The organism is Halolamina pelagica (genome assembly GCF_001307315.1).
In the GTDB taxonomy this organism is placed as follows: domain Archaea; phylum Halobacteriota; class Halobacteria; order Halobacteriales; family Haloferacaceae; genus Halolamina; species Halolamina pelagica_B.
In genome coordinates, this window is the sequence record NZ_LGUC01000001.1 from 685,363 (window position 1) to 710,492 (window position 25,130).

Here is a 25,130-nt window from a genome sequence, read left to right on the forward strand (position 1 = left end):
TCAATCGATGTCACCGCACCGTACAGTTAAGCCGCTTCGGGTCCAACTGCCGGTACAGTACTGACTTTTCGCCCGGCGTCGACGGCGCGTGCCGCGGCCGGCGAGGGTCACCACATCCCCATGGTCGAACAACGGCAGCTCGCCCGCAGCAAACAGATCCACCGCGAGACTGGCAAGACGTTCTACGTCGCGACGCGGTTCCTCCCCGAGCGCGTACGGCACCCGACGTACGTGCTGTACGCGTTCTTCCGCGTCGCCGACGAGGTCGTCGACGGCGACAACGATCTCGCGCCCGAGGAGCGGACCGAGCGCCTGGAGTCGTTCCGCCGCGCAGCGCTGGGTGAGGAACCGACCGACGACCCGGTGCTCGCGGCGTTCGCGGAGATCCGCGAGCGCCACGACATCCCCAAGTCGGACGTGAACACGTTCGTCGACGCGATGGCGACCGACGTCGAGACGACGCGCTACGAGACGTACGGCGAGCTCCGCGAGTACATGGACGGCTCCGCGGCCGCAGTCGGCCGGATGATGACCGCCGTGATGGCGCCGGACCGCGCCGAGGCGGCGCTCCCGGCGGCGACGGCGCTGGGTGAGGCGTTCCAGCTGACCAACTTCGTTCGCGACGTGCGCGAGGACGTGATCGAGCGCGACCGTATCTACCTCCCCGCGGAGACGCTGGAAGCCCACGGCGCCAGCCACGAACAGGTCGCCCGACTCGAGTTCGACGAACAGGTCGCCGACGCGGTGCAGGCCGAACTGACCCGGGCGGAGGCGCTCTACCGCGACGGCGTCGCCGGCATCGAACTCCTACCGGACGACTGCCAGTTCCCGGTGCTGCTGGCGGCGATCCTCTACGCCGACCACCACCGACTGATCCGGAACCTCGACTACGACGTGGTGTCGACGACGCCCTCGCTGTCGACGCCGCGGAAGCTCTGGCTCGCGGCCCGTGCGCGGCTGGCGTGGTGGCGCAACCCCGACCCCGTCGCCGTGTTCCGCTCCGTCAGCGCGATCCCGAGCGACGAGACCGACCACCGGCTCCGGCGGGTGACCGGACGGCTGCCGGTGCCGTAGTCCGGTTCGGCGACAGTCTCAGTTCGGCGGCCACCACTCCAGCGACTCGTTTCTGGTCGCGAGGTACTCGTCGGCGACGCCCGCGTCTCGGAGTCGATCGAGGCGCTCCCCGTGGCGCGCCCGGAGACTCTCCCGCATCCAGCGGTCGTCAGGGTCGTACTCGGGGTGCACCCAGAGTCGCCCCGCCCCGTCGAACGTCCAGAGCGCGGCGTCGAACGCGAAGTGGTGGGTCCAGTTCAGCAGCAGCGCGTTGCCGGGAGCCTCGGCGATGTCGGGGCGGTCGCTCCGTGGCAGGACGTGCGAGACCGTCAGCAGGCTCCGGTGATCGATCTCGGTGACGGCACAGCGGCCGTCGAACCGGTCGTACACCGACTGTTTGAACGACGCCGAGACGCGCACCCCGGCGCGGGTCTGCGTGACGGTTCGGCCTGTGGTGTCGCCGGCCTCGAACGGTGGCGCCGGGGTCGCGGGCTCGTCGACGCCCGGTTCCGTGCCGGGTCCGTCGACGTGGCGCATCTCGAACTCCAGCACCTCGCGGTCGCCGTCCGGATCGGCGACCATTTCGTGGCCCACGACGCTGACCTGCCCGCGGTACTCCCAGCCGGGTTCGTCGCCGGCGGTGTAGAAGAAGTAGATCGGGACTGGCTCGTGCTCGGCCTCGATCAGCGCCGCGTTCCCCAGCGAGTCGGGCGACTGGTCGCCCTTGTCGGGCAGCCCTTCGCCCACGTAGGTGAACGTCCCGGCGGACACGTCGTCGTCGTACGGTCCCTCCTCACGGGCGAACAGCAGGACGTAGCGGTCGCCGTTCTCGTCGTTCCGGACGTTGATGCCCGAGACGCGGTAGCCGAAGCCGGTGTCGAACAGCGCCTCGATGTCGGCCTGGTCGTAGCGTTCGCCGCGGGCGATTTCGGGGTCGGGATGGGCCATCGCGTTCGGGAGAGGGCTCGGCGGGCCGACTGTTCAAGCTACCGACGTTCTGCGTCCCCCAGCCACGGCACCATCCCCGCGTCGAAGCGATCCGTCCGGAGCAGGCCGGCGCCGATGCCGGCGGCGACGACGGCGGGGATCCAGTTGCCGTAGATGGCGTTCACGCCGCCCCAGAGCAGGACGAAGCTCACCATGTCGTCGAGCGCGAACTCGCAGGCCTCCAGCCGCGCGCCGAGTGCGGTCCGATCGAACGCGGCGTCGAGGACGACCACCGCCACCGTCGCCGAGAGCACCCAGCCCGCGTAGTTCGACAGCGGGACGCCGTAGAACAGCCCGCCGCCCTCGTAGCGCCAGAACCCCAGCGCGACGGCGCCGGGATCGAGCACCACGTCCATCGCCAGCACGAGCGCGATGACCGAGAGCAGCCGGGGCACTGCACGGTCGGCGAGGGGGCCCAACAGCAGCAGACAGAGCAGGTAGGCGTTCGCCACGAGCGGGAGGAAAAACACCGGGAGCGCCACCGGGACGCCGCCGAGCATCGGTCCGAGCGAGACGCCGTACTCGAAGAAGCCGTACGGCCAGCCCGTGGTGACGCCGACGATCTCGATGGCGTAGCTGTACGCCGCCAGTGCGGCGACGCCCAGCGCGGCCCGGCGGTCGACAACCGGAAGGACGCCGACGACGAGCGGCGAGCGCATCACCAGCACGCCCGTCAGCACGAACAGCGGATTGAACGCCAGCGGGTCGGGCAGCCAGCCCTCGGCGCTGGCGATCAGCGAGAGCGCGCCCACCGCGGGGAACACCACCGCGATGGTGAAGCGGTTCTCCTGGATCAGGCGCTCGAGCGCCGCCTCCCACGAGCGACGATCCGCGGGATCGTCGGGCAGCCACGCGGCGACGCTCACGCGAGCACCCCACGAGGCGGAGCAGGCCGCCGAGCGTCAGGAGCATCCCGACGATGCCGTTCACGATCGGGAACCACCAGTACGCACGCTCCACGTCGACGCCGGCGCCGACAGTCACGAGCAGGAACAGGGGGTAGACGCCGAGCAGCGCGCCGAGTCGCACGTCGAGCAGGCCGAACGCGACCGCGGCGAGCGTCCAGCAGCCCGCACAGTAGAGGTACGTTCGCGTCTCACCGAGCACGGTGGCCGTGGTCTCGACGCCCGCCGCGCGGTCGGGGTCGATGTCGGGGATCGCGGAGTAGGTGTGCATCGCCATCGTCCAGAGCCAGCCGCCCACGAGCGCCGGCACGGGCGGGTGACCGCCCGCCAGCGCGGCGTAGGCGGCCGCGCCCGGGAGCAGGTACAGCCCGTTCGAGAGCGAGTCGAGCAGCGGGCGCGCCTTGAACCGCAGCGGCGGCGCGCTGTAGGCGGTCGCGAGCGCGAAGAAGCCGGCCAGGTAGGGCCACGCGACCCGGGGGTGACCGGGAACAGCGCGAGCCCGAGCAGTCCCGCGGTGGCGACGACGGCCGTGACTGCCGGCGAGTCGCGCCAGCGCGCCTCGGGGCTGCCCTCGGCCGCCTTCTTCGGGTTCTCGGCGTCGATCTCGCGGTCGAACCGGTCGTTGACGCCGTAGAGATACACGTTCGCCGGCAGCAGGTAGTACAGAAAGAGGGCTGCGGGCAGCGGGGCGAGGAGGTCGCCGGTCGAGTCGGCGGCGTAGGCGACGCCGACGAGGACGGGCCCGGCGGTGTAGAGCCAGAACCGCGGGCGCGAGAGCGTCAGCAGGTAGCGCAGCATCAGGCTTCGCGGTCGGCGACCGCCTCGGCGGTCAGTTGGCCGCTGATCAGACACATCGGGACACCGATCCCCGGGGTGGTGTAGGAGCCGGTGAAGTACAGCCCCGGTACCTCGCTGGAGGCGTGGGAGGGCCGGAGGAGTGCGGTCTGGCGGAGCGTGTGTGCGAGGCCGAGCGCCGAGCCCTGCATCGAGTTGTAGCGGGCCCCGAACTCCGACACCGAGAACGTCTCCTCGACGACGATACGGTCCCGGAGATCGGTGTCCGTGTTGGCGGCGATATCGTCGAGCACGGTCTCCCGGTACGCCTCGCGCGTCCCGTCGTCGTCGAGTCCGGGCGCGATCGGAACGAGCGCAAAGAGGTTCGAGTGCCCCTCGGGAGCCACCGTGTCGTCGGTCTTCGACGGCGCACAGAGGTAGTACGCCGGGTCGTCGGGCCACGCCGGTTCGTCGAAGATCGTCTCGAAGTGTTGGTCCCACTCCGTCGGCAGGACGAGCGTGTGGTGCGCGAGTTCGGGCAGGTCGCCCTCGACGCCCATGTAGAGCAGGAACGCCGAGGGGGCGTAGGTGCGGGAGTCCCAGTAGTCCTCGCTGTACTGCCGTTTGCGCTCGGGCAGGAGCGCCTGCTCGGTGTGGGCGTAGTCGGCGTCGCTGACGACGAGATCAGCGAGTTCGTAGCCGCCGGAACCGACGCGCCACTCCTCGTGGCGGTCGCTCGGCGCGAAGTCGGCGGGGTCGGCGGCGGCGTAGTCGACCTTGAAACCGCCGCGCTGGCCGTGGATCTGGGTCACGTCGGCGCCGGCGCGGTACTCGACGCCGAGCTCCTCGCCCAGGTCGACGAGGCCGTCGATCACCGCCGCGAGGCCGCCCTCGGGGTAGTAGACGCCCAGCTCGAAGTCGACGTGGCTCATCAGGTTGTACAGCGCCGGCGTGTTGTGCGGCGACCCCCGAGGAACACGAGGGTGTACTGCATCACCTGCTGCAGTTTGGGGTGGTCGAAGTACTCCTCGACGTGGTCCTGCATCGACCCCAGCAGCGCCAGCCCGCGGGCCTGCTTCCCAACGTCGGGATCGAGGTAGTCCCTGAGCCGGGGGCGGTCCTCGTAGACGAAATGCTCCATCCCCACGTCGTAGGTGTACTCGGACTCGTCGAGGTACGAACGGAGCGCGTCGCCGGCGCCCGGTTCGTACGCCTCGAAGCGCTCGACGTTCGTCTCGATGTCGGGCGCGAGATCCATCGAGTCGCCGTCCTTCCACTGGATCCGGTAGTGCGGGTCGAGCCGGTTCAGCTCGTAGTAGTCGCTCGCGTCCCGATCGAAGTGGCCGAAGAAGCGCTCGAACACGTCGGGCATCAGGTACCACGACGGGCCCATGTCGAACCGGAACCCGTCGCGCTCCATCACGCTCGCGCGGCCGCCCAACTGCTCGTTGCGTTCGAGCAGGGTCACGTCGGCGCCGGCGTCGGCGAGGTAGCAGGCCGTCGAGAGGCCGCCGACGCCGCCGCCGATGACGACGATATCGCGGCCGGAGAGCGAAGCGAGGTCCGGGGCTACGTCCATGTTCGGAGCAGGGGCGCAGGGGGCTTAAAACGGGCGACGCCGGTACCCAGGCGTCGGCGATTGCTCCGGGAGCCGTACGGCTAAGTCGGCGGGGACCGAGGGTCCAGTATGGAGAACACCACAGCCGTCGTTACCGGCGCCGGCGGCGCGATCGGAGCCGCGGTGGTCGAAGGGTTCGCCGCCGACGGCGCGACAGTACTCGCGGGCGTCCACCACGACGAGGGGCGGTTCGACGGGACCGACGCCGTCGAGACGATGCGCGTCGACGCCCGCGACGAGTTCGACGTGGAGTTCCTGATGGAGCGGGCGGCCAGCGAGGGCGGCGAGATCGACCTCGTGGTCCCCTGTGCGGCGGTGTTCCACGGCGACCCCGGCGAGCAGGAGCTGGCGTCGGAGAGCTACGCCGCCTTCGACGACGAGCTCCGAACCAACGCCCGCGGCGTCTTCGTCGCGATCTCGGAGGCGCTCCCCCACCTCGCCGCCGACGCGCGGGTGCTCGTCCCTCGGGGTCGATCGCCGCCGACGCCAAACCGGGCTACGGCGGCTACGCGGTGTCGAAAGCGGCTGCGGAGGCCGTGACCCGACAGTTCGCGGTCGAGACCGAGCACACGATCGGCGTCGTCGACCCCGGGGTCGTCGCCAGCGACCTCACGGGCGGACAGGGTCGGGCGCCCGAGGACGTGGTCGGGCTGTTCCGTTGGGCGGCGACGGACGCGCCGGCGGAGGAGCTGGACGGACAGCGGCTCGGCCTCGCCGAGTGGAAGCGGGCGACCCGGTAGCGACCCCGAGAGCCGTACGTTCTTCACCCCCCACCGCCTTGGCTCGGCCATGCAACTGGAGGCCATCCGGACGGCGGAGGGCGAGACGGTGTACGTCGACTACGCCGACGGCGAGAAGGGCTCGAAGGGGATGTTCTTCGTCGCGTACGTCTCCGAAGACGGCGAGGAGCGCTGGGGCTACTTCTGTGGGAACTGCGAGACGACGGACAACGCGGTCGACCCGATGGGCCGGATCGAGTGCAACGTCTGTGGGAACGCGAAGAAGCCGGACGAGTGGGACGCGGCACACGAGTGATCTCGGCGAGCGACCGCCGTGGTCTCCGTACCACGGTATCGGAGACTCTGTCGAGATCTGTCACGAGTGATCTCGGCGAGCGATCGCCGTGGTCTCCGTACCAGGGGCGTCGGAGACTCTGTCGAGATCTGTCACGAGTGATCTCGGCGAGCGACCGCCGTAGTCTCCGTACCACGGCGTCGGAGACCCCGCCTCGATCCTCGACAGTAGCGCGTCGACGGCTTCGGCCACGCCGTCGCGGATACACGGTGGCGGCGAACAGCGCACCTGTGTGTCGTGGCGGCCGGGGCCGAACACCGCGCCGTGGACCGCGGAACTGCTGGAAGAAGTGATCGAGTACCGGGATCGCTGAGCCGGCTGCGTTTACGAGTGCGCGAAGTACGCCACCGACTCGCCGCCCTCGTTCTGCTCGTCGACGCGTGCGAAGCCGACGCGCTCGAACTGCACCATCTCGTCGGCGTCGTAGTCGGCGTAGCCCGGCTCCGCGTGGCCGACCTCGTCGCCGTCCGTCGTCCGCAGCCGCAGGTCGACGCTCTCGGCGGCCGGCACCCAGTGGATCACGTCCACGTCGCCGCTTTTGACCACCGCGAGATCGTCGTCGGTGTGTTCGAAGCCGCCGGCCGTGCGCGTCACGGGGCCGAACCCTTTGAGCCAGACTTTCTCCCCCGCCGCGGGGAGGTCTGCTTCCTCGACGAGCACGGCGTCGCCGACCGGGATGTCCCGCGTGCCGCGGTCCTCGTGGTCCGGGTGGAGTGGCGGATTAGCCACGTCGGGGCCGCCGGAGACGGGGACCTCGACGCCGTCCCGGACGAAGAAGCGCCGATCGGCGTCGTCGTCGATCAGTTCGCGGTTGTTCGCGTACACCGCCGACATCGCGAGATCCACGTCGGAGGTCGAGAGTCCGAGCTCGAGCATCGCATCCACGAGCGCCTGTCCGCGGATGCCGCGCCGACGCACGGAGGCGATCGTCGGCGCGCGCGGGTCGTCCCACCCCGAGAGCTCGCCGTTCTCGATCTTCTCGATGATCGTCGACGTGCTCATCTTCACGTCGTAGGCGTCAATCTGGACGTGGCCCCAGTGCAGCACTTCGGGGTACTCCCAGCCGAAGTAGTCGTAGACGAAGCGCTGGCGTTTCGCCGAATCCTGCAGGTCGATCCCGCGGATGATGTGCGTGACGCCGGTGAGATGGTCGTCGATCCCCGACTGGAAGTCCAGCATCGGCCAGCAGCGGTACTCGCTGGCCGCCTCGCGGGGGTGCGGGGTGTCGACCATCCGGAACGCGACCCAGTCACGCAGCGCGGGGTTCTTGTGCTCGATGTCGGTTTTGACACGCAGCACCATCTCGCCGGAACTGTACTCGCCGGCGACCATGTCGTCGAACTCCGCGTGGACCGTCTCGATATCCTTGTCCCGGTGCGGACAGGCCTCGGCGTCGTTTTTGAGGTCCGAGAACGTCTCGCCCGAACAGGAACAGGTGTACGCGCCGCCCTCGTCGATGAGCTTCCGGGCGTGCTCGTAGTACGTCTCGACGCGGTCGGACGCTTTCAGCACCTCGTCGGGGGTGAACCCGAGGTAGCCGATGTCGTCGAGGATCGCGTCGTAGACGTCCAGATCGGGCCGCTTGGTCTCGGGGTCGGTGTCGTCGAACCGGACGATGAAGTGACCGTCGTAAATCTCCTCGGTGTAGGTGCCCATGACCGACGGCATGCGGGCGTGGCCGAGGTGCCACGGGCCGTTGGGGTTCGGCGCCGCGCGCATGCGGATCTCGTCGTACTCCTCGGCGTTCGGGAGGTCGGGCAGGATCTGGTCGTCCTCCTCCTCCTCGGCCATCAGCTCCGCGTACAGCTCGGCGTCCAACGCCTCGAGGCGCGCCTCCTGCTCGTCCTCGTCGAGGCCGTTCACCCGCGAGACGACCGGGGCGACGACGCCCGCGATCTGGTCGCCGTGCTGGCGGAACTCGGGGTTCTCGCCCATGAGTGGCCCCATGATGGGGCCGACCTCGGCGTCGCTGCCGTGTTCGAGCGCGTTGAACAGGGCGTGCTTCTCGGCCTCCCGTTCGACCCGCTCGCGAAGATCCTCGTCCATTAGCGGATCGTACTGCCCGGCGTCGCAAAAAGGGGTGTGAATCGGTCGGGCGCCGCAGTCGCAGACTCAGACGATCCCGCGAGCCCGGAGCGCGTCGCGAACGAACCGCCGGTAGACGGCGGCGTAGGGCAGCAACAGCAGCGTCGTGACCACGATCAGCAGGACGAACCGCCCGTAGCCGCCCGCGATGGCCCCGGCGCCCATCGCCGGCTCGATCGGCGCCAGCCCCATCGACCGCAGCGCGTCGTCGAAGGCGAGCCTGAACGCCGCCCAGAGCGCGGCGAACAGCAGGATTCCCGGCACGAACAGGACGAGCAGGAACTCGTTGATGATCGTTCCCGGGTCCTCGGCGTCGAACATGGTCCGACGCTCGTCCGTCGCTGAAAAATAGCTTGGGAGCTACTCCCGATGATGCGCGGCCCACTTCCCGAGCGAGCGCCGATAGAGCCCCATCCCGAGTGCACCCAGCACCACCCCACCGACGCCTAGCGCCGCCAGCAGCGTCGCCGAAACCGGTGCCAGCGCGAACGCGACCACCAGAATCGGGACCAGCGGGACCGCGATCGCGGCGCCGAAGGCGGCGTACAGCCCCGTGTCGAACAGGAACTCGTTGGGCGACATGCCGGCGAGGCAGATCGTCAGCCCGAACACGTAGCAGGCGACGCCGACGAGCACGACGGCGCCGACGGCGGCCTCCCCCGGCGGCGTGCCGCGCCAGAGCACACCCACCGCGTAGAACGCCAGCCCCACCGCGGGGCCGAGCAGCAGGAACGCCCGCAGTTTCCCGCGGAACACGGCGGCGGTATCGATCGGGTGGGCGAGGTAGCTCGCCACGTCGTCGTTCGTGGTGAGCCAGTTGTACGTGGTAAATCCCGTCAGTCCCAGCACGGCGCCGAAGGAGATCCCGACCGAGGGCGCGACGCCGGTGATGTCCGCTGCCAGGTCGACGAGGCCGGCCGTCACCCCGAGCAGCACCGCGGCGGAGAACAGCACCTTCCCGAAGCCGCCGGAGCTCCGGGACACGTCGAGCAGCGTCTTCGCGGCCACGGGGTCGCTGACGCGGCCGAGCCAGCGCCGGAACGCCGGCCCGACCGAGCGGTCGGCGGGCTTGGCCTGCGGGTCGAACGTCGCCGCGCCGACGGCGTAGGCGGCGAGGATCAGGGCGGCGGCGGCGCCAGCGCTCGCGACCCCCGGATCGAGATACAGGCCGTAGGGGGTGTAGTCGACGACCGGGACGCCCGTGTACCACGCCGCGACGGCGACGCCGAGCAGGGCGAGCAGCAGCCCTCTGCCCGGGAGCCCCTTCGCGGAGAGCCCCACGCCGGCGATCGTGAGCCCGATCCCGAGCACGAACGTCGTGACGAGCGTGGCCCAGAGCAACGGGATCGCGGCGAGGCCGATCCCGGCGCCGGCCAGGGCGGCAGGGGCGACGCCGACCGCCATCGGCAGCAGGAAGAGGACCGCGTAGTAGCACACGTCCTTCACGACGAAGATTCCCAGCAGGCGGGCTTGGGAGAGCGGCAGCGTGCGGGCGGAGAAGACGATCAGCGTCACGTCGCCCAGCACGTTGGCGACCGCGTCGCGGCCCACGAAGCCGATCGAGCCCGTGTGGAGGCCGAACACGAACGCCAGCGCGTGCATTCCGGCGACGACCGCGCCGGGGTCGGTGCCGGTGGAGTCGAGCAGCCACACCGCCCCGGCCACGAGCGCGACCACGAGCAGCGGGAACGCGCCGAAGCGGCCGCCGCCGAGCAGTTCGCTGTGGAGGCGCCACTCCTCGCGCAGCATCTCCCGGAAGACGGTCTTGTCGCGGTCCCAGCGGCTCGGGGACTCCTCACTCATCGCCCTTCCACTCCTCACCGGCGTCGACGTTCTCGACGAACACGTCGAGCAGCGTCTCGTCGGGGTCCAACTCGGCCGGCTCGACTTCCGCGACGAGTTCGCCAGCGTTGACGATCCCGACCCGCGAGCAGAGTTCCGCGGCGACCTCGACGTTGTGGGTGGAGACGACCACGGTGTTGCCCGCCTCGCGGTAGGTCGTGAGGAAGCGCTTGACGCGTTCCTGGACGATCGGGTCGAGGTTCGCGAGCGGCTCGTCGATGAACACCACCGCCGGCTCGTGGAGGAAGGCGCCGGCGATCATCGTCTTCTGCTGCTGGCCGCGCGAGAGATCCGTCGAGAGCGTGTCGAGCTTCTCGGCGAAACTCAGGCGTTCGGCCCACGTCTCGGTTCGCTCGTCGACTGCGTCGTCGTCCATGCCCCGCACCGAGCCGACGAACTGGAAGTACTCCCGCGGCGTCAAGAAGCTCGGCGGTGACTCCTTCTCGGGCAGGATTCCGACCCGTTCGCGGACGCCGATGGGGTCCGACTCGGGATCGACACCCAGCACCGCCGCCTCGCCGGCGTCGGCGAGGATCTGGCCGGTCAGCACGCTCATCGCCGTCGTCTTCCCGGCGCCGTTGGGGCCGAGCAGGCCGTACAGTTCGCCCGACTCGATCGAGAGCGAGAGCCCGGCGAGCGCGTCCACATCGCCGTAGGACTTGCGCAGGTCGTCGGTCCGGATCGCGGTCATGGGGGTGCCCTGGCTTCGACGGCGGGGGCATAGTTCGTCCGGCGCTGGCTATCGGTTCTGAAACTCAGAGCCGGGCTGCGAGCGCGGCCAGGGCGTCGCTGCCGCCGGTGGTCAGCGGCTCCCCGTGGCCGACACAGGCCAGTTCGAACTCGGGCGCCCGTTCGGCGAGGTCGCGGATGCTCGCCGCGACTGCGGCGGTGTCGTAGCTCATGAGCCAGCCCGAGGGTTCGAGTTCGCCGTCGCCCCCGGCGACGAGATCACCGAGCACCGCGGCCCCGTGGTCCTCGCTCACGAAGACGACGTGGCCCGGCGAGTGTCCCGGCGTGTGGTAGGCCGTGAACGGGCCGACTTCGTCGCCGTCCTCGACGTGCTCGATCTCCAGCGGCGGCCGGGTGACGAACAGGCCGAGCAAGCGCTGCAGCGCGCCTTTGTGGTTGGTGAGCGGCGGCGAGCGCTCGCCGGTGAGGAGTTCGGCGTCGAGCCGGTGGGCATACACCGGCGCGTCGAGTTCGGGCGTCAGTCCCGCCAGCCCGCCGACGTGGTCCAGGTCGTAGTGGGTGAGCAGCACCCGCCCCACGTCGCCCGGCTCGTAGCCCGCTTCCGCCAGGCCGGTCCGGATGTCGTCGGCGTCACGCGGCGTGCCGGCGTCGACGAGCGTCGGCCCGCCGTCGTCCTCGATCAGGTAGGCGTTCACGCCGCGTAACTCGAACTGCCAGACGCCGGGAGAGAGCTCCCTGACCATGCGGGGAGCACGGGCTCCAGCGGCTTAACACCGGTCTGCGGAGGCGGTCGGTTTCTCCTACATAAATCGGTCGCCGACTTCGCGGCCCGCGAAGCCTGCGGCGGGTGGTAACTGGGTGCCCCCCGTCCGTTCGCACATGGTCCAGAACTCACCGATCCACGACCGGTTCGCCACGATCGTCCCCGAGACGCTCCAGACCCGGCGTCTCGGGATCTTCCTCGCCGTCGCGTTCGGGCTCCACTGGCTCCCGGCCGCGTACTTCATCGCCGAGGGCGTCACCGTCACCGACCGGAACTTCTCCACGCTGGCGTACAACGCCGTCGTCCTCGTCGCCAGCTTCACCCCCGCGTTCGCGACGCTGGTCACGCGCTGGCTCACCGACGAGGGGCTCGGCCGCGAGGCGCTGCTGCTCTCGCCGGAGCTCCGGGGGAACTGGCGGACGTACGCCGTCGCGGGGCTCCTGCCGCTGCTGCTCGCCGTCGTCGGCGCCGCCGTCTACTTCGCCCTCTTCCCCCGCTACCTCGCCGCCGACCCGCTGGCGACGTTCGCGTCCAACCTCGCCTACGGGGGGACAGTCCGGCGGCCACGCTCGCGCTCGCGGTGCCGGCCACGCTGGTGAGCCTCGCCGGCGGCGCAGTGATCCTGCTGGGCGAGGAGCTCGGCTGGCGGGCGTACCTGCTGCCGAAGCTCTCGCCGCTGGGTCACCGTCGAGCCACAGTGCTCACGGGTGTGCTCTGGGGGATCTGGCACTGGCCGTTCATCTCCCTCGGCGTGAACTACCCGGACGCGCCGTGGCTCGGGATGGCGGCGATGGCGTGGGTGACGACGCTGTACGGCGTGTTCCTCGCGTGGGCGACCTACCGGACCGGCAGCGTCTGGCCCGCCGCGGTCGGCCACGCGGCGTTCAACACCAGCTCCCGCTGGGGGCCGATGGTCGCCGAGGGGGCGCCGAACTTCGCGATCGGCCCGACGACCGGCGGACTCCTCGGCGCCGTCGGCTGGCTCGTCGTCGCGGGCTGGCTGCTCGCCCGCTCGCCGGTGTTCGCGGGCGACACTGCTGGCCCGGTGACGGACTGCGAGGCGGCCGAGACGACGAGCCGGTGAAGGCAGCATGGGGGTACGCCGGTGGCTCGTGACTGGTGGGGCGCCCGCTGGCGATCCTGTACGCTTACGTGGTCCCACCCCACAGATGGGGGCGATGTCCGGTGAGGGCAGCGTCGTCGCCATCGACGCCGACGACGCCGACGTCGTCGCGCTGCTCGACGACGAGTACGCGCGGGCGGCGCTCGTGCTGACCTACGGCGAGGCGCTGGCGACCGACGAGTACGCGCGGGCGGCGCTCGTGCTGACCTACGGCGAGGCGCTGGCGACCGACGAGCTCGCCGACCGCCTCGACGCCGCGCCGTCGACGATGTACGACCGGCTCGACCGGCTGACCGACCACGACCTCGTGACCGAACAGCAGCGCCTCGACCCCGACGGCCACCACCACAAGGTGTACCGCGCCCGCCTCGACCGCGTGGTGACCGAACTCACCGCCGAGGGGTTCGAACTCCGCATCGATCGCCGACCGACCGACCCAGCCGACCGCCTGACGGCGGCGTTCGAGGACCTCCGCTGATGCTCCAGTTCACGCCACTCGACCTCGCGCTCGCCGTCGGGTTCCTGCTCTCGGTGGGGCTCCCGCTCGCGGTGGTCGCCGTCGTCGTCCGGGGGTACCGCGAGGGGACACACAGCACGGCCGCGATCCGGCTGGCGGTCGGGGTCGTCCTTGTCGCGGCCGCGCCGACCCTGCTCCGACTGGGGTTCGGCGCCGTCGTCCCCGGCGGGGCGTGGGTGCCGCTGCTGGTCCGCTCGACACAGCTCGTCGGGCTCCTCGTCGTCCTCGGGGTGATGCACGGTGACTGACTCGGCGGGCGGCGGTGCGAGCGCCCTGGGGGAGCTACTCCGGGAGGCCGGACCGGTGGAGTTCGCGACCGCCGCGGTGACGCTCGCCGTGTTAGTGCTCGGGCTCTACGTCGGCTACCAGTCGTACCGCGGCTACCGGCGCAACGACAGCCGTCCGGTGCTGTTCCTGGGGATCGGCGTCGCGCTCGTTGCGACGGGGCGGCCGGTCGTCTCGACGCTCGGCTACCTCCTCCTCCCCGGCGCGGATCTCGTGCTCGCCGTGGTGTCGTTCGGCGTCTCGGTGACGGGGCTGCTGTCGATTCTCTACGCGTTTTCCCGCGCCTGACGGCACCCCAACCGTTAGGACGGTCCTGACTGAACGGTCAGTCATGAGTTGGGACCGTTCGTCGATACCGACACTGACCGGTCGAACCGTCGTCGTCACCGGCGCGAACAGCGGTCTCGGCTACGAGGCCACGGAAGCGTTCGCGGGCCAAGGCGCCGACGTGGTGTTGGCCTGCCGACGCCTCGACAGCGGCCGGGACGCCGCCGAGGCGATTTGCGAGACGCTCGCCGACGGCCCCGAGTGGGCGTCAGCCCCCGACGACGGGTCGCTGACAGTGATGGAACTGGATCTGGCTGATCTGGGCTCCGTCGCGAGCTTCGCCGAGCAGTTCGGCACGCGCTTCGACGACCTGCACGTGCTCTGTAACAACGCCGGCGTGATGGCGATCCCCCGCGACGAGACCGTAGACGGGTTCGAGCGCCAGTTCGGCGTCAACCACCTCGGCCACTTCGCGCTCACGGGGCACCTGCTCGAGGACCTACGGGCGACCGACGGCGAGAGCCGGGTGGTCACCCAGAGCAGCGGCGTCCACGAACGAGGGACGATCGACTTCGACGATCTGCAGCACGAGGCGTCCTACGACAAGTGGGGCGCCTACGCCCAGAGCAAGCTGGCGAACCTGCTGTTCGCGTACGAACTGGACCGCCGGCTCGACGCCGCCGACGCCGACGTGACGAGTCTTGGCTGTCACCCCGGCTACGCCGACACGAACCTCCAGCGGCGCGGGCCCGAGGCGGCGGGGTCGACACTCGGGATCTGGGCGATGAAGGCCGCCAACGCCGTGCTCGGTCAGTCAGCCACGCAGGGGGCGCTGCCGATGTTGTACGCCGCGACAGCGGACGGGGTCTCCGGGGGCGAGTACGTCGGCCCGGGCGGGCTGTTGAACATGCGCGGCGCCCCGGAACTGCAGGAGTCGAACGCGGCCTCGCGGGACGAGGAAACCGCCGACCGGCTGTGGGACGTTTCGGCGGCGCTCACGGGTGTCGAGTACGACCTGCCCGACGCGTAGCGACGCGGCGTCGGTCGGCAAAAATCCGCAGAACGGAGCGGGACGTTACTGGAACGTCGGCGCCGCGGGCTCCTCGTCTTTCTCCACGTCGGCTTTCTGGAACCGCTCCTCGATCTTCTGGTACTGCTCGCGGGTCTCGTCGGTGACCGACGGGACGACTTCCTCGAGCGCCTCCTCGAAGTGGGCCATCGTCACGCGGACGTTGCCCACGCTCTCGGTGGCCTCCTCGGGGTCGACGCTGTTGATGAACTCCCGGGTGGCGTTCATCGACGCCTCGCGGGCCAGCGCCTCGAGGTCGGCGCCGACGTAGCCGTCGGTGCGGGCCGCGATGTCGTCGAGATCCACGTCGTCGGCCAGCGGCTTGTCCGCCGTGTGGACCGCGAGGATCGCGCGCCGCGCGTCCTCGTCGGGCACGGGCACGTGGACGTGCCGGTCCAGCCGGCCGGGGCGGATCAGCGCGCTGTCGATCAGGTCCGGCCGGTTCGTGGTCGCGACGACGACCACGTCCTCCAGCTCTTCGAGCCCGTCCAGTTCCGTCAGGAGCTGGGAGACGACGCGCTCGGAGACGCCCGAGTCACCGCTGTTGCGGCCCCGCTCGGTCGCGATAGCGTCGATCTCGTCGAAGAACACCACCGTCGGGGCGTTCTCGCGGGCCTTGCTGAAGATTTCGCGGACGCCCTTCTCGGACTCGCCCACGTACTTGTCCAGCAGTTCGGGCCCCTTCACCGAGATGAAGTTGCTCTCGGCCTCGTTGGCGACGGCCTTCGCGAGCAGCGTCTTCCCGGTGCCGGGCGGGCCGTACAGCAGCACGCCCTTCGCGCTGTCGACGTCCATCTGCTCGAACACCTCGGGGTAGTCGAGCGGCCACTGGATCGTCTCGCGCAGGCGCTCCTTCGTGTCGCCGAGGCCGCCCACGTCCTCCCAGGTCACGTCGGGGACTTCGACGAACACCTCACGCAGCGCGCTGGGCTCGATGCCCCGCAGCGCCTCGCGGAAGTCCGTCTCCGTCACGTCGAGGCGTTCCAGCGTCTCGGCGTCGATCTCGTCCTCCTCGAGGTCGAGTTCGGGGCGGAAGCGACGGAGCGCGATCATCGCCGACTCCTTGGCCAGCGACTCCAGGTCCGCGCCCACGAACCCGTGGGTGTTCTCCGCGAGCTCCTCGATGTCCACGTCGTCGGCCAGCGGCATGTTGCGCGTGTGGACCTGCAGGATCTCCTCGCGACCGTTCGTGTCCGGCACGCCGACCTCGATCTCGCGGTCGAAGCGGCCGCCGCGGCGCAGCGCCGAGTCGATGGCGTCGACGCGGTTGGTCGCGCCGATGACGACGATCTCGCCGCGCTCCTCCAGCCCGTCCATCAGGCTGAGCAGCTGGGCCACGACGCGGCGCTCCACGTCGCCGCCGGCCTCGTCACGCGCGGGGGCGATGGAGTCGAGTTCGTCCATGAAGATGATCGCCGGGCTCTCCTCCTGGGCCTCCTCGAACACCTCGCGGAGCTGCTCCTCGGACTCCCCGTAGTACTTCGACATGATCTCGGGGCCGGAGATGGTGTGGAACGAGGCGTCGATCTCGTTGGCGACGGCCTTGGCGATCAGCGTCTTCCCCGTCCCGGGCGGCCCGTGCAGCAGCACGCCCTTGGGCGGTTCGATCCCCAGCCGGCCGAACAGCTCGGGGTGGCGCATCGGGAGCTCGATCATCTCCCGGACCTGTTCGAGCTCGTCGTCGAGGCCGCCGATGTCCTCGTAGGTTACGTCGGGGCCCTCGGTACCGCCGGGGGTGCCGGCGCCGGCCGCGGCGCCGCGGTCGTCCCGGATCTGTTCGGCGGGCTGCTGGCTGATCTCGACCTCCGTCGAGTCGGTGATCACGACCGTCCCGCTGGGGTCGGTCTCGGCGATCTTCAGCGGCACCGCCTGTCCCTGCCCGCCCATCAGGCCGAAGCCCAGCGGGAGCTGGACGTCCTGCCCGGTCGTGACGGGCTGGCCGGAGAGCTCCTTCCGGACGAGGCTCCCGATGTCGCCGCGGATCCCCATGTTCTGGGGGAGCGCGACGGTGACGCTGTCGGCGGGGTTCACGTCGGCGGGCTCGACGGTGACGCGGTCGTCGATGCCGACGCTGGCCTCCTGTCGGAGCCGGCCGTCGATGCGTACGACGCCCGTGCCGTCGTCCTCGGGGTAGCCGGGCCAGACGCGGGCGATCGCGGCGCCCTGGCTCCCCTCGATGCGGATGAAGTCGCCGCCCGAGAGGTCCATCTCGTCGGCGGCGACGCGGTCGACGGCGGCGAGGCGGCGGCCGGCGTCTTTCTGCTTCAGCGGCTTGACCGTGAGCTTCATGCCTCCACCTCCACGGTCAGCACGCCGTTGTTTACCGTGCTCTCCCGGGCGACCCCGGGAAGCTCGAACTCGGTCTCCGTGGACGTGCCGTCGCCGTTCTCGACGACGACGATGGCGGTCTCGCCGACCGTGTCGACGGCGACCTCCCCCTCCGCGTCAGCGAGATCGAGCGCGACCACGAGGCTGTCGTCGTACTCGTAGACCCGACCGAACTGCTCGTCGGTGATACTGCGTTGGTGAGTGGTCATTAGCTAACCCCAAGTAATCGCCCAGGGTATTTAGATCTGTCGCCAAAAAATCGCCATACGGGAGCGACATCGCCGAATACGGATGGGGTAGCGGTTCAGCTGGTGAGCTGCGCCGGACCCGCCCCAGCTGGCAGCTCGCTGTTCGGCGTCGACCGGGTGGCCGTCTGGCTCGCGAGGCCACGTTCGCGTGGCTCGTTCCCGCGGCTTTATGCTGGGCGCGGGAGACACAACGGTATGAAGCAGGTTTCGCACCACGGCCGGGGGACGGCGTACCGCCGCTCGGCGCGGACCGAGGCGGGGCCGGGGCTGCTCTGTATCCACGGCAGCGGCGGGGCAGCGGGCGTCTGGAAGTCCCAGTCGCGGCTGGCCGACCGGACGCCGGTGACGGCGATGGATCTGAGTGACCACGGCGAGAGCGGGTCGCTGACCGCACAGGCCGGCTACGAGGCGCTTTCCGGCTACGCCGACGACGTGGTCGCCGTCGCCGAGGAGACGGGCGACCGCGTCCTCTGTGGCAACTCCCTCGGCGCCGCCGTCGCGTTGACTGTCGCGCTGGACCGGGAGCTCCCGATCGACGGGCTCGTCCTCACGGGTGCCGGCGCCCGACTGCCCGTGCTCGACGACCTGCTGGTCTGGCTGGAGGAGGAGTTCGACCGCGCGATCGAGTTCCTCCACGGGCCCGACCGGCTGTTCCACGAGCCGAGCGACGAACTGGTCGGGATCAGCGAGGCGGCGATGCGGGAGACCGGCCGGGAGATCACCGCGCGGGACTTCCGGACCTGCCACGAGTTCGACGTGCGCGAGCGGCTGGGAGAGATCGACGTGCCGACGCTTGCGGTGGTGGGCGAGCACGACAAGCTCACGCCGCCACACTACCACGAGGCGCTGGCGGACGCGATCCCCGACGGCGAGATGGCGACCGTCGACGACGCCGCCCACCTGGCGATGCTCGAACAGCCAACCGCGTTCAACAGCGCCGTCGCGTCGTTCCTCGACCGTCTCTGATGCCAGAGCGCGTCGCCACCACCGATCCCGACGGCGTCGACTTCGGCTGGGTGATGCAGGTGACGTTCGTGTTGACGATCGTCGTCGGCGCGCCGGTGGTCGCGCTGCTGTCGATGCAAGCGACGCTGCCGGACTGGCCGTCCCGCGCCTCGTTCGCGATCCGGGTCGGCGCGCCGGTGTGGGTGCTGACGGGGCTGTGCGTGTATCTGTACGCGCGGTGGCGGGAGGGCGACGACGCGTAGCTACTCGACCCAGCGGAACGGGACGCCGGCTCGCTCCGCCGTCACGCGGTCGCGTTCGGAGTCGCCGACGAACACCGCCGCCTCGCCCTCGACGTCCATCGCCGAGAGCGTCGACAGCAGCGGCTCGGGGTCGGGTTTGTAGCTCCCGACCGAGTCGCGGCCGACGACCGCGTCGGCGTCGAGCCCGTGTCGGTCGAGCGCGATCCGGCAGGCCGCCTCGCTGTTGAGCGAGCAGACGCCGACCGGGCCCGGGTGGGCGCGGAGTTCCTCGACCAGTTCGAGCGCGGGTGCCGCGCGAGCGGCCTCGCGCTCGTGTTCGCCGACGACGGCCTCGAAGCGGTCGCGGTGGCCCTCCGTCTCGGCAAGTTCGAGCAGGCCCCAGAGGTCCCGATCGCCCGGGTCGACGCCGACGCCGCGGAGGTCGGCGGCGAGATCGTCGCGCGCGGCGCCCCAGTCGACCGGGAGGGAGACGAGTGTGCCGTCGAGGTCGTAGACGACGGGCTGCATGCCCGGCAAGAGGGGTTGGGGGAGAAAAAGCGTGGGGCGCTCGCGCACCCAGATTCAAGTAGTCTGACACCCACCCTGGGGTATGGCGGGGCCCGACCCCCAACAGCTACAGCGCGTGGTCGATCGCTTCCCCGAGCCGCGCGCCGACGATCGGTTCGTGGCCGCGGACCGCCTGCTCGGCGGCGCCTACGGCCGCATCGCCGGCGAGTGGTACGACGAGCTCCGGCGGCTCGCCGACGCCTACGCGGACGGCGAGATCCTCCGCGAGACGGTGCTGGCCCACGTCGAAGCCGTCCCGACTTCCGACTCACCGACGGCGCCGCGCCGCTGCCGGACCGCCGCGCCGCCCTCCGTGCGGCCGCGGACACGCTGCCCGAAGTCGGCGAGCTATCCGTGTGGTACCACGAACTCCGGAGCCTGCTCGACGACGATCCGGACGAACTCACGCCGTTCGAGCGCGCGCTGCACGCCTTCGGCTACGTCGTCGCCCACGGGCTGTTCCTCGGCGCCAGCGCACCCGAAACCGTGGTCCGACGGCTCCGGCTCGCCTACCGCCTCGTCGGCGTCCGGATCGACGACACCGGATCCGAGGGCGCCGAGCGGACGACGTTCACCTGCCCGTACCGGACCCTCGGCGCCGACCGCCGGGGGACGCGCTGGGTCTGTCACGAGAAACTCGACCGCGTCGACGACGGCTACGTCAGCTACCTCGGCGAGCGCGGCATCGACTACCAGCGGCCGCGGGGCTGTGCGGACTCCGAGCAGTGCTACTCGACGGTCGCGCGAGCGAGCCCCGAGCAGTGGTGGCCGAAGACGCCGCCGGAGGCGGTCCGGGACCACGGCGGATGAGCGACAGCGCGCACCGTCGCCGAATCCGGGACAGCTACCGGCGCTGGGCGCGGCTCTACGACTGGTTCGCGCGGGCGACCACCGGCGTCGGCGGCGTCCGAGCGGCCTGCGTCGACGCGCTGGAGCTCGACCCGGGCGACACGGTGGTGGAGTTCGGCTGCGGCCCCGGGCCGAACCTCCCGGCGCTCCGCGAGGCGGTCGGCCCCTCGGGCCACGTCGTCGGCGTCGACGTGACCGACCGGATGCTCGATCGGGCGCAGGCGCTCGTCGCCCGACGCGGCTGGGAGAACGTCTCGTTGGTGCAGGCCGACGCCGCGACGCCGCCCATCGCGGCGACAGACGCCGTCCTCGCGACGTTCGTCACGTCGCTGTTCCCCGACCCGGAATCGGTGGTGCACGAGTGGTGCGATATCGCCGACAGCGTCGCCCTCGCCACCTTCGCGCCGCGGGGGAACCGCGCGGCGAACGCGGCGCTGTGGGGGTTCACACGCCTGAGCACGGAGTTGTTCGACGCCGCCGGGGCGACGCGCTCGCGCAGTTGGACCGTCGGACGGCGGCCGCCCGGGCGGGGTTGGAGGCGTCGATGGGGACGGTCGAGAGCGGGAGGTTCGTGTTCGGGACGATCACGGTCGCTGCGGGCCACCGCGAGCCGTAGCGTCAGTCCAGCAGATCCCGCGCGATGATCGTCTTCTGGATCTCGCTGGTCCCCTCGTAGATGGTCGTGATCTTCGCGTCGCGGTAGAACCGCTCCACGTCGAACTCGCTCATGTAGCCGTAGCCGCCGTGGATCTGCACCGCCTCGTTGGTCACGTCCATCGCCGCCTCGCTGGCGAAGTACTTCGCCATCGACGCGATCACGCGGGAGTCTTCGCCCGCGTCGGCCTGCCGGGCGGCCTCCCGACAGAGCAGCCGCGAGGCCTCGACCTGCGTCGCCATGTCCGCGACTTTCTGCCGGATCGCGCCGATGTCGCCGATGGGCTTGCCGAACTGCTCGCGCTCGCCGGCGTAGGCGATCGCCTCGTCCAGCGCGGCCTGTGCGACGCCGACGGCCTGCGAGGCGATGCCGAGTCGCCCGCCGGTGAGGATCTTGAACGCCGCGGAGAGCCCCTCGCCCTCCGGCGTGAGGCGGTACTTCTCGGGAATTTCGACGCCGTCGAACGTCATCCCCGTGGTGTCGCTGGCGCGCAGGCCGAGTTTGTGCTCCTTCTTCCCGACTTTCACGCCGTCGTACTCCGCCGGGACGAGGAACTGCGTGATCGAGCCGCGGTCGTCGGCGTCGGTCTTGGCGAAGACGATGTAGACGCCGGCCCGCTGGCCGTTGGTGATCCACTGCTTCTCGCCGGAGATGCGATAGCCGTCCTCGGTCTTCTCGGCGGTGGTGGTCATCTCCGCGGGGTTGGAGCCGGCGCCGGGCTCGGAGAGACAGAACGCGCCGACGGGACGGCCGTCGACCATCTCCGGCAGCCACTCCTCCTTCACGTCGTCGCTGCCGAACTCGGCGATACAGGAGGTCGCGAGACAGTGCACGGAGAGCGCCGTCGCGACCGCGAGGTGGCCGTACGCCAGCGCCTCGTTCACGACCGAGTAGGTGGTCTTGTCGGCGTCGAAGCCGCCGTACTCCGCGGGGACGGTGAGGCCGGTGAGGTCCAGTTCGGCGAGGTCGTCCCACGCGTCCTCGGGGAACTCCTCGGTGGCGTCGAGTTCCTGCGCCTCGGGACGGAGCTCCTCGAGCGCGAACTCCTCGACGGCGTCCCGGAAGGCGCGCTGCTCGTCGGTCAGCGCGGAGTCGGTCTGCAGGTGCATAGCTCGTTCGTGGGCCGGACGGCGCAAAAACGGTCCGACTCCCGGGCCGACCGCCTCAGTCCTCGTTCCGGAGGTAGCCGACGACTTCCACCGGCGGCACCGGGATGCCGCCGCCCTGGGCGAACGTCGGGCTGCCGCCGCCGCCGCCGCCGAACTCGCCGGTCACGTCCTGGACGACCGCGTTGGCGTCGGCGTCGCCGTCGGTCGCGACGACGACGAACGTCTCGCCCGAGGTTCCCGTGACCGCGACGCCGTCGACGCCGTCGCCGACGTACCCCTCGAGTTCGCCCTGGAGGTCGTTCGGCGTCGCGCCCTCGATAGCGCCGACGAGCCACCGCCCGCCGTCGCGGTCGACGGCGTCGAGGCCGTCGAGCCGGTCGGAGAGGAGTTCGGACTTCAGGTCGGCCGCCTCGTCGCGGAGTTCGTCACGTTCGTCTGTCAGTCGGTCGACGGCCTCGGGGATCTCCGGCGGCGCCACGTCGAGGCGCTGGGCGCCCTCGCGAGCGGCCACGTGGAGGTCGGCGGCGGCGTCGATGGCGCTCGGCCCGACGGCGAACTCCACGCGCGTCGCGCCCTCGCCGGGGTTCGAGCGCTCGAGCACGTGGATCGGGCCGATCTCCTGGGTGTTCGAGACGTGCGTGCCGCCACAGGCCGCCACGTCCCAGCCCTCGACAGTGACGACGCGCACCTCGTCGGCGTCGGCCATCGCGCCCTCCTCGGTTTTCGTGTTGAACGCGACCGCCTCGCGCTCGCGGGCGGTCTGGGTATCCTCGTACCCCCACGTCACGGGCAGGGAGTCCCAGACCGCGCGGTTGGCGAGCCGCTCCATCTCGACCATGCGCTCGTCGGTGATCTCGGTGTCGGCGGTGAAGTCGACGCGGACGCTCTCCTCGCCGATGTCGAAGCCGGCGTAGCCAACGTCGTCGAGCACGCGTCGCCCCGCGCCGAACAGGACGTGGCTCGCCGTGTGGGCCCGCTTGCAGTACGTGCGGAACGCGGCGTCGACGACGCAGTGGACCGTCTCGCCTTCCTCGAACTCGGGGGCCTCGGCCAGCGTGTGGACGACGCCGTCTGCGGACTTCTGTACGTCCGTGACGGCGAGGTCGTCGATCACGCCGCGGTCGGCGGGCTGGCCGCCCCCTCCGGGTAGAAGTACGTCTCGTCGAGCACCACCTCGCGGCCGTCGACGGCCGCGACCTCGGTGTCGAACGAGAGCGTCTCGGGGTTGTCGGGTGCGAGGGTCTGCATGGCTGTCGGATATCGTGGCGCCCGCAAAAAGCCGCGGGCTCCGGCTATCTTCGCGTTCGCTCCCGTGCCACGGCACGGCCTCGGAATCGCTGGCCGGAGCCAGCGAGGCTCGCTCGCCGTGAACGGTCACACACGTCTACGGCATGGGCTCGGAATCGCTGGCCGGAGCCAGCGAGGCTCGCTCGCCGTGAACGGTCACACACGTCCACGGCATGGGCTCCAGTCACCGACCGTCGTCGGCGACGTTCGCGCGCCGTGAACGGTTACTCCGCCAGTTCGATGCCGAACCGGTCCTCGAGCTTGGCGATCACGCTCCCGCCAACGTCGGCGCGGATCGCGCGCCCGTCCTCGACGGCGAGCAGGTCGTCCTCGTCGAACGACAGCTCCGCGGCCAGCTCCTCCGTCGTGAGGCCGGCGTCCTGCCGGGCCTCGGTGACCACATCGCCGTAGCCCGAGACGAGGTACGGGAGGCTGTCGTCGTCGTAGTCGGTGTCCTCGACCCACTCGGTGTCGGGCTGGTTCGAGTCCATCAGCTTCGCGGTGTTCTGTGCCGCGCGCTTCTTGCGGTTGGTGCGAGCGCCGTCGCGCGTTCCCTCCTGCTGCTCGCGCTTCTTGCGGTCCTTGTTGCGGTTGGCGCTCATCGGCGCGCAGTCGTCACAGACAAGCAGCTCCGCGCCCGCCACGTTCGCCTTTTGGAGCGAGGCGGACTCGGTGCCACAGAGTTCGCAGGCGTCCCCGTCGTCGCCACCGCCGGCGCCGCCGGTCGAGTACTTGGCCATGGCCCGGCTACGTGCCGCGGCGACATTAATTCGTGGTCGTGGACTCGCTCACCTGCCTCTGGCTTCAGGGAAGCAGCGCCGGACCGGCGGTCACCAGCGCGACGCCGAGGACGATCAGCGCCGCGCCGGCGACGACGCCGCGGGTCACTCGCTCGAGGTCGCCGAGCAGGAAGTACGCGAAGGCGGTGGTGAAAAGCGGCGCCGTCGCCGCCAGCGGGTCGACGATCGCGACGGTCCCCTGGGGTGGCGAAACGCCGCGAACAGCGAGAGCAGCGCGACGGCGGTGACCGCCCCGCTGCCGGCGAAGTACGTCCACGTCTCACGCGGCGCCGCGCGCAGGTCGCCCAGCCGGCCGCGGGCGACCGCGTAGCCCGCGAGCACCGCGAGCGCGGCCAGTTCGTTCAGCGCGACCGCCTCCAGCGAGGACACGCCCGAACTGGTCAGCCCGTAGCGCCGCAGCACGTTGCCGATCGCGAAACAGCCCGCCGCGCCGACGGGGAAGAGGAGTTCGTACGGCTCCCACCCGCTGATGTCGCCGCCTTTCGCCAGCGCGAGCGCGGCGAGCCCGACGACGAGCACGATCACCCCGACGGCGGTGGTGAGCGCCGCGGGCTCGCCGAGGAACCCGACCGCAAGCAGCGTCGCGAACAGCGGCCGCGCGGAGACGCCGGCGCTGTTCACGCTCGCGCCGACGCGGTCGACGCCGGCGAACGTCGCCAGCCGCCCCAGCGCGGTGCCGACGACGCCGGCCGCGACGAACACTCCCACTGTCTCGGGGGTCAGCCCCGCGAACGCGTCGCCGCCCTGCAGGACCGCCAGCGCGAGCAGGTAGAGCGTGCTGTCGACGATCACGACGGCCAGCGACGCCTGCAGCGAGCTCCCGCCCGCCGCCATCCCGCGCTTGGAGAGCACCGGCGAGAACCCCCACAACAGCGCCGGCACCAGCGCGAGGGCGTACACGACCGGCGGGGCGGCGAGAGCGTCTGCCATCGTCGACCTCTTCGCCGCTGCCCACAAGGGAGCGTCGGTTGCGGCAGCCGCGGTCCGTCGGTCCCGCCAACCGCGTTCGTGTGTTCGAGTCGCACACCCACGCCAGCGCGTACCGACG

At 70.7% G+C, this 25,130-nt stretch carries 24 protein-coding genes and 6 pseudogenes; 13 read left to right on the forward strand and 17 right to left on the reverse strand.

The genetic code is table 11. The features are described 5' to 3' along the window. Window positions 1–120: 120 nt before the first annotated feature. On the forward strand, window positions 121–1,074 hold the full coding sequence (locus SY89_RS03580; RefSeq protein ID WP_054583179.1) for a phytoene/squalene synthase family protein: 954 nt from the start codon (window positions 121–123) through the stop codon (window positions 1,072–1,074). Between the two features lie 18 nt (window positions 1,075–1,092). Here the strand turns inward: SY89_RS03580 and SY89_RS03585 are convergent, their stop codons facing one another. From SY89_RS03585 to SY89_RS03595, 4 genes and pseudogenes are all read right to left on the reverse strand, one after another. Beyond that, window positions 1,093–2,001 carry an HNH endonuclease gene (locus tag SY89_RS03585; RefSeq protein WP_054583180.1) on the reverse strand — a complete coding sequence of 303 codons (909 nt, stop codon included), beginning with the start codon at window positions 1,999–2,001 and terminating at the stop codon, window positions 1,093–1,095. A gap of 38 nt (window positions 2,002–2,039) precedes the next feature. Continuing rightward, entirely contained in the window at window positions 2,040–2,906 is an 867-nt protein-coding gene (gene cruF, locus SY89_RS03590; protein ID WP_054583181.1) for a bisanhydrobacterioruberin hydratase, read from the reverse strand. 10 nt (window positions 2,907–2,916) lie between these two features. Beyond that, window positions 2,917–3,743, reverse strand: a pseudogene (locus SY89_RS15690) (prenyltransferase); the annotation flags it as partial. Next, window positions 3,743–5,298: pseudogene (locus tag SY89_RS03595) on the reverse strand (phytoene desaturase family protein). The pseudogenes SY89_RS15690 and SY89_RS03595, both read right to left, overlap by 1 nt. 108 nt (window positions 5,299–5,406) lie before the next feature. On the opposite strand from SY89_RS03595, the pseudogene SY89_RS03600 reads away from it, so the two are divergent. Continuing rightward, window positions 5,407–6,077 (forward strand): annotated as a pseudogene (locus SY89_RS03600) (SDR family oxidoreductase). A 49-nt stretch (window positions 6,078–6,126) separates the two neighbouring features. Beyond that, window positions 6,127–6,372 carry a DUF5816 domain-containing protein gene (locus SY89_RS03605; RefSeq protein WP_204374415.1) on the forward strand — a complete coding sequence of 82 codons (246 nt, stop codon included), beginning with the start codon at window positions 6,127–6,129 and terminating at the stop codon, window positions 6,370–6,372. Between the two features lie 60 nt (window positions 6,373–6,432). Here the strand turns inward: SY89_RS03605 and SY89_RS03610 are convergent, their stop codons facing one another. From SY89_RS03610 to SY89_RS03635, 6 genes are all read right to left on the reverse strand, one after another. After that, a complete protein-coding gene (locus SY89_RS03610; protein WP_144427125.1) occupies window positions 6,433–6,669 on the reverse strand; it encodes a hypothetical protein in 237 nt (78 codons plus the stop codon). 66 nt (window positions 6,670–6,735) lie between these two features. Further along, window positions 6,736–8,457, reverse strand: a complete 1,722-nt coding sequence (locus tag SY89_RS03615) for a glutamate--tRNA ligase (protein WP_054583183.1) — start codon at window positions 8,455–8,457, stop codon at window positions 6,736–6,738. A 66-nt stretch (window positions 8,458–8,523) separates the two neighbouring features. Further along, window positions 8,524–8,817 carry a hypothetical protein gene (locus tag SY89_RS03620; protein ID WP_054583184.1) on the reverse strand — a complete coding sequence of 98 codons (294 nt, stop codon included), beginning with the start codon at window positions 8,815–8,817 and terminating at the stop codon, window positions 8,524–8,526. Window positions 8,818–8,856: 39 nt separating this feature from the next. Beyond that, window positions 8,857–10,299 carry a hypothetical protein gene (locus tag SY89_RS03625; protein ID WP_054583185.1) on the reverse strand — a complete coding sequence of 481 codons (1,443 nt, stop codon included), beginning with the start codon at window positions 10,297–10,299 and terminating at the stop codon, window positions 8,857–8,859. Beyond that, the gene (locus SY89_RS03630) at window positions 10,292–11,029 is read right to left on the reverse strand and encodes an ABC transporter ATP-binding protein (protein WP_054583186.1); all 738 of its coding nucleotides are present in this window, start codon (window positions 11,027–11,029) and stop codon (window positions 10,292–10,294) included. The genes SY89_RS03625 and SY89_RS03630 overlap by 8 nt, the downstream gene beginning before the upstream one ends. Before the next feature lie 64 nt (window positions 11,030–11,093). Then, on the reverse strand, window positions 11,094–11,771 hold the full coding sequence (locus SY89_RS03635) for an MBL fold metallo-hydrolase (RefSeq protein WP_054583187.1): 678 nt from the start codon (window positions 11,769–11,771) through the stop codon (window positions 11,094–11,096). 136 nt (window positions 11,772–11,907) lie between these two features. Between SY89_RS03635 and SY89_RS18080 the strand changes: the two genes are divergently transcribed. The 6 genes from SY89_RS18080 to SY89_RS03665 all read left to right on the forward strand — a co-directional run bounded on the left by SY89_RS18080 (window position 11,908) and on the right by SY89_RS03665 (window position 15,013). Continuing rightward, window positions 11,908–12,390, forward strand: a complete 483-nt coding sequence (locus SY89_RS18080; protein ID WP_054583188.1) for a hypothetical protein — start codon at window positions 11,908–11,910, stop codon at window positions 12,388–12,390. Further along, entirely contained in the window at window positions 12,387–12,875 is a 489-nt protein-coding gene (locus SY89_RS18085; RefSeq protein ID WP_239685505.1) for a CPBP family intramembrane glutamic endopeptidase, read from the forward strand. Before SY89_RS18080 ends, SY89_RS18085 begins: the two co-directional genes overlap by 4 nt. Window positions 12,876–12,969: 94 nt before the next feature. Next, window positions 12,970–13,392 (forward strand): helix-turn-helix domain-containing protein, encoded by a 423-nt coding sequence (locus tag SY89_RS03650; RefSeq protein ID WP_080506585.1) that lies wholly within the window; start codon window positions 12,970–12,972, stop codon window positions 13,390–13,392. Beyond that, on the forward strand, window positions 13,392–13,679 hold the full coding sequence (locus SY89_RS03655; protein ID WP_054583190.1) for a hypothetical protein: 288 nt from the start codon (window positions 13,392–13,394) through the stop codon (window positions 13,677–13,679). Before SY89_RS03650 ends, SY89_RS03655 begins: the two co-directional genes overlap by 1 nt. After that, a complete protein-coding gene (locus SY89_RS03660; RefSeq protein ID WP_054583191.1) occupies window positions 13,672–14,004 on the forward strand; it encodes a DUF7521 family protein in 333 nt (110 codons plus the stop codon). The genes SY89_RS03655 and SY89_RS03660 overlap by 8 nt, the downstream gene beginning before the upstream one ends. A gap of 43 nt (window positions 14,005–14,047) precedes the next feature. Next, the gene (locus tag SY89_RS03665) at window positions 14,048–15,013 is read left to right on the forward strand and encodes an oxidoreductase (RefSeq protein ID WP_054583192.1); all 966 of its coding nucleotides are present in this window, start codon (window positions 14,048–14,050) and stop codon (window positions 15,011–15,013) included. A gap of 45 nt (window positions 15,014–15,058) precedes the next feature. Here SY89_RS03665 and SY89_RS03670 read toward each other — a convergent pair whose 3' ends face one another. Both SY89_RS03670 and SY89_RS03675 read right to left on the reverse strand, forming a co-directional pair. Beyond that, window positions 15,059–17,341: a CDC48 family AAA ATPase gene (locus SY89_RS03670; protein WP_054583193.1), complete on the reverse strand. Its 2,283-nt coding sequence runs from the start codon at window positions 17,339–17,341 to the stop codon at window positions 15,059–15,061. Next, window positions 17,338–17,589 carry a DUF7127 family protein gene (locus SY89_RS03675; protein ID WP_054583194.1) on the reverse strand — a complete coding sequence of 84 codons (252 nt, stop codon included), beginning with the start codon at window positions 17,587–17,589 and terminating at the stop codon, window positions 17,338–17,340. Before SY89_RS03675 ends, SY89_RS03670 begins: the two co-directional genes overlap by 4 nt. Window positions 17,590–17,823: 234 nt before the next feature. Between SY89_RS03675 and SY89_RS03680 the strand changes: the two genes are divergently transcribed. Both SY89_RS03680 and SY89_RS03685 read left to right on the forward strand, forming a co-directional pair. Further along, a complete protein-coding gene (locus SY89_RS03680) occupies window positions 17,824–18,594 on the forward strand; it encodes an alpha/beta fold hydrolase (protein WP_054583195.1) in 771 nt (256 codons plus the stop codon). After that, a complete protein-coding gene (locus SY89_RS03685; protein WP_054583196.1) occupies window positions 18,594–18,836 on the forward strand; it encodes a DUF5822 domain-containing protein in 243 nt (80 codons plus the stop codon). The genes SY89_RS03680 and SY89_RS03685 overlap by 1 nt, the downstream gene beginning before the upstream one ends. On the opposite strand, the gene SY89_RS03690 is transcribed toward SY89_RS03685, so the two are convergent. Beyond that, entirely contained in the window at window positions 18,837–19,343 is a 507-nt protein-coding gene (locus SY89_RS03690) for an HAD family hydrolase (protein WP_054583197.1), read from the reverse strand. 82 nt (window positions 19,344–19,425) lie between these two features. On the opposite strand from SY89_RS03690, the pseudogene SY89_RS03695 reads away from it, so the two are divergent. Together SY89_RS03695 and SY89_RS03700 are read left to right on the forward strand one after the other, a co-directional pair. Then, a pseudogene (locus SY89_RS03695) lies at window positions 19,426–20,192 on the forward strand (hypothetical protein). Further along, complete coding sequence (locus SY89_RS03700) at window positions 20,189–20,875, forward strand: class I SAM-dependent methyltransferase (protein WP_054583198.1); 687 nt, start codon at window positions 20,189–20,191, stop codon at window positions 20,873–20,875. Before SY89_RS03695 ends, SY89_RS03700 begins: the two are co-directional and overlap by 4 nt. Here SY89_RS03700 and SY89_RS03705 read toward each other — a convergent pair. The 4 genes and pseudogenes from SY89_RS03705 to SY89_RS03720 form a co-directional block, all read right to left on the reverse strand. Then, window positions 20,850–21,995, reverse strand: a complete 1,146-nt coding sequence (locus SY89_RS03705) for an acyl-CoA dehydrogenase family protein (RefSeq protein WP_054583199.1) — start codon at window positions 21,993–21,995, stop codon at window positions 20,850–20,852. The genes SY89_RS03700 and SY89_RS03705 overlap by 26 nt on opposite strands. 55 nt (window positions 21,996–22,050) lie before the next feature. Continuing rightward, window positions 22,051–23,243: pseudogene (locus SY89_RS03710) on the reverse strand (alanyl-tRNA editing protein). Window positions 23,244–23,506: 263 nt separating this feature from the next. Beyond that, window positions 23,507–24,022 carry a helix-turn-helix domain-containing protein gene (locus SY89_RS03715; protein ID WP_054583200.1) on the reverse strand — a complete coding sequence of 172 codons (516 nt, stop codon included), beginning with the start codon at window positions 24,020–24,022 and terminating at the stop codon, window positions 23,507–23,509. Window positions 24,023–24,086: 64 nt separating this feature from the next. Next, window positions 24,087–25,012 (reverse strand): annotated as a pseudogene (locus SY89_RS03720) (DMT family transporter). Window positions 25,013–25,130: the final 118 nt, after the last annotated feature.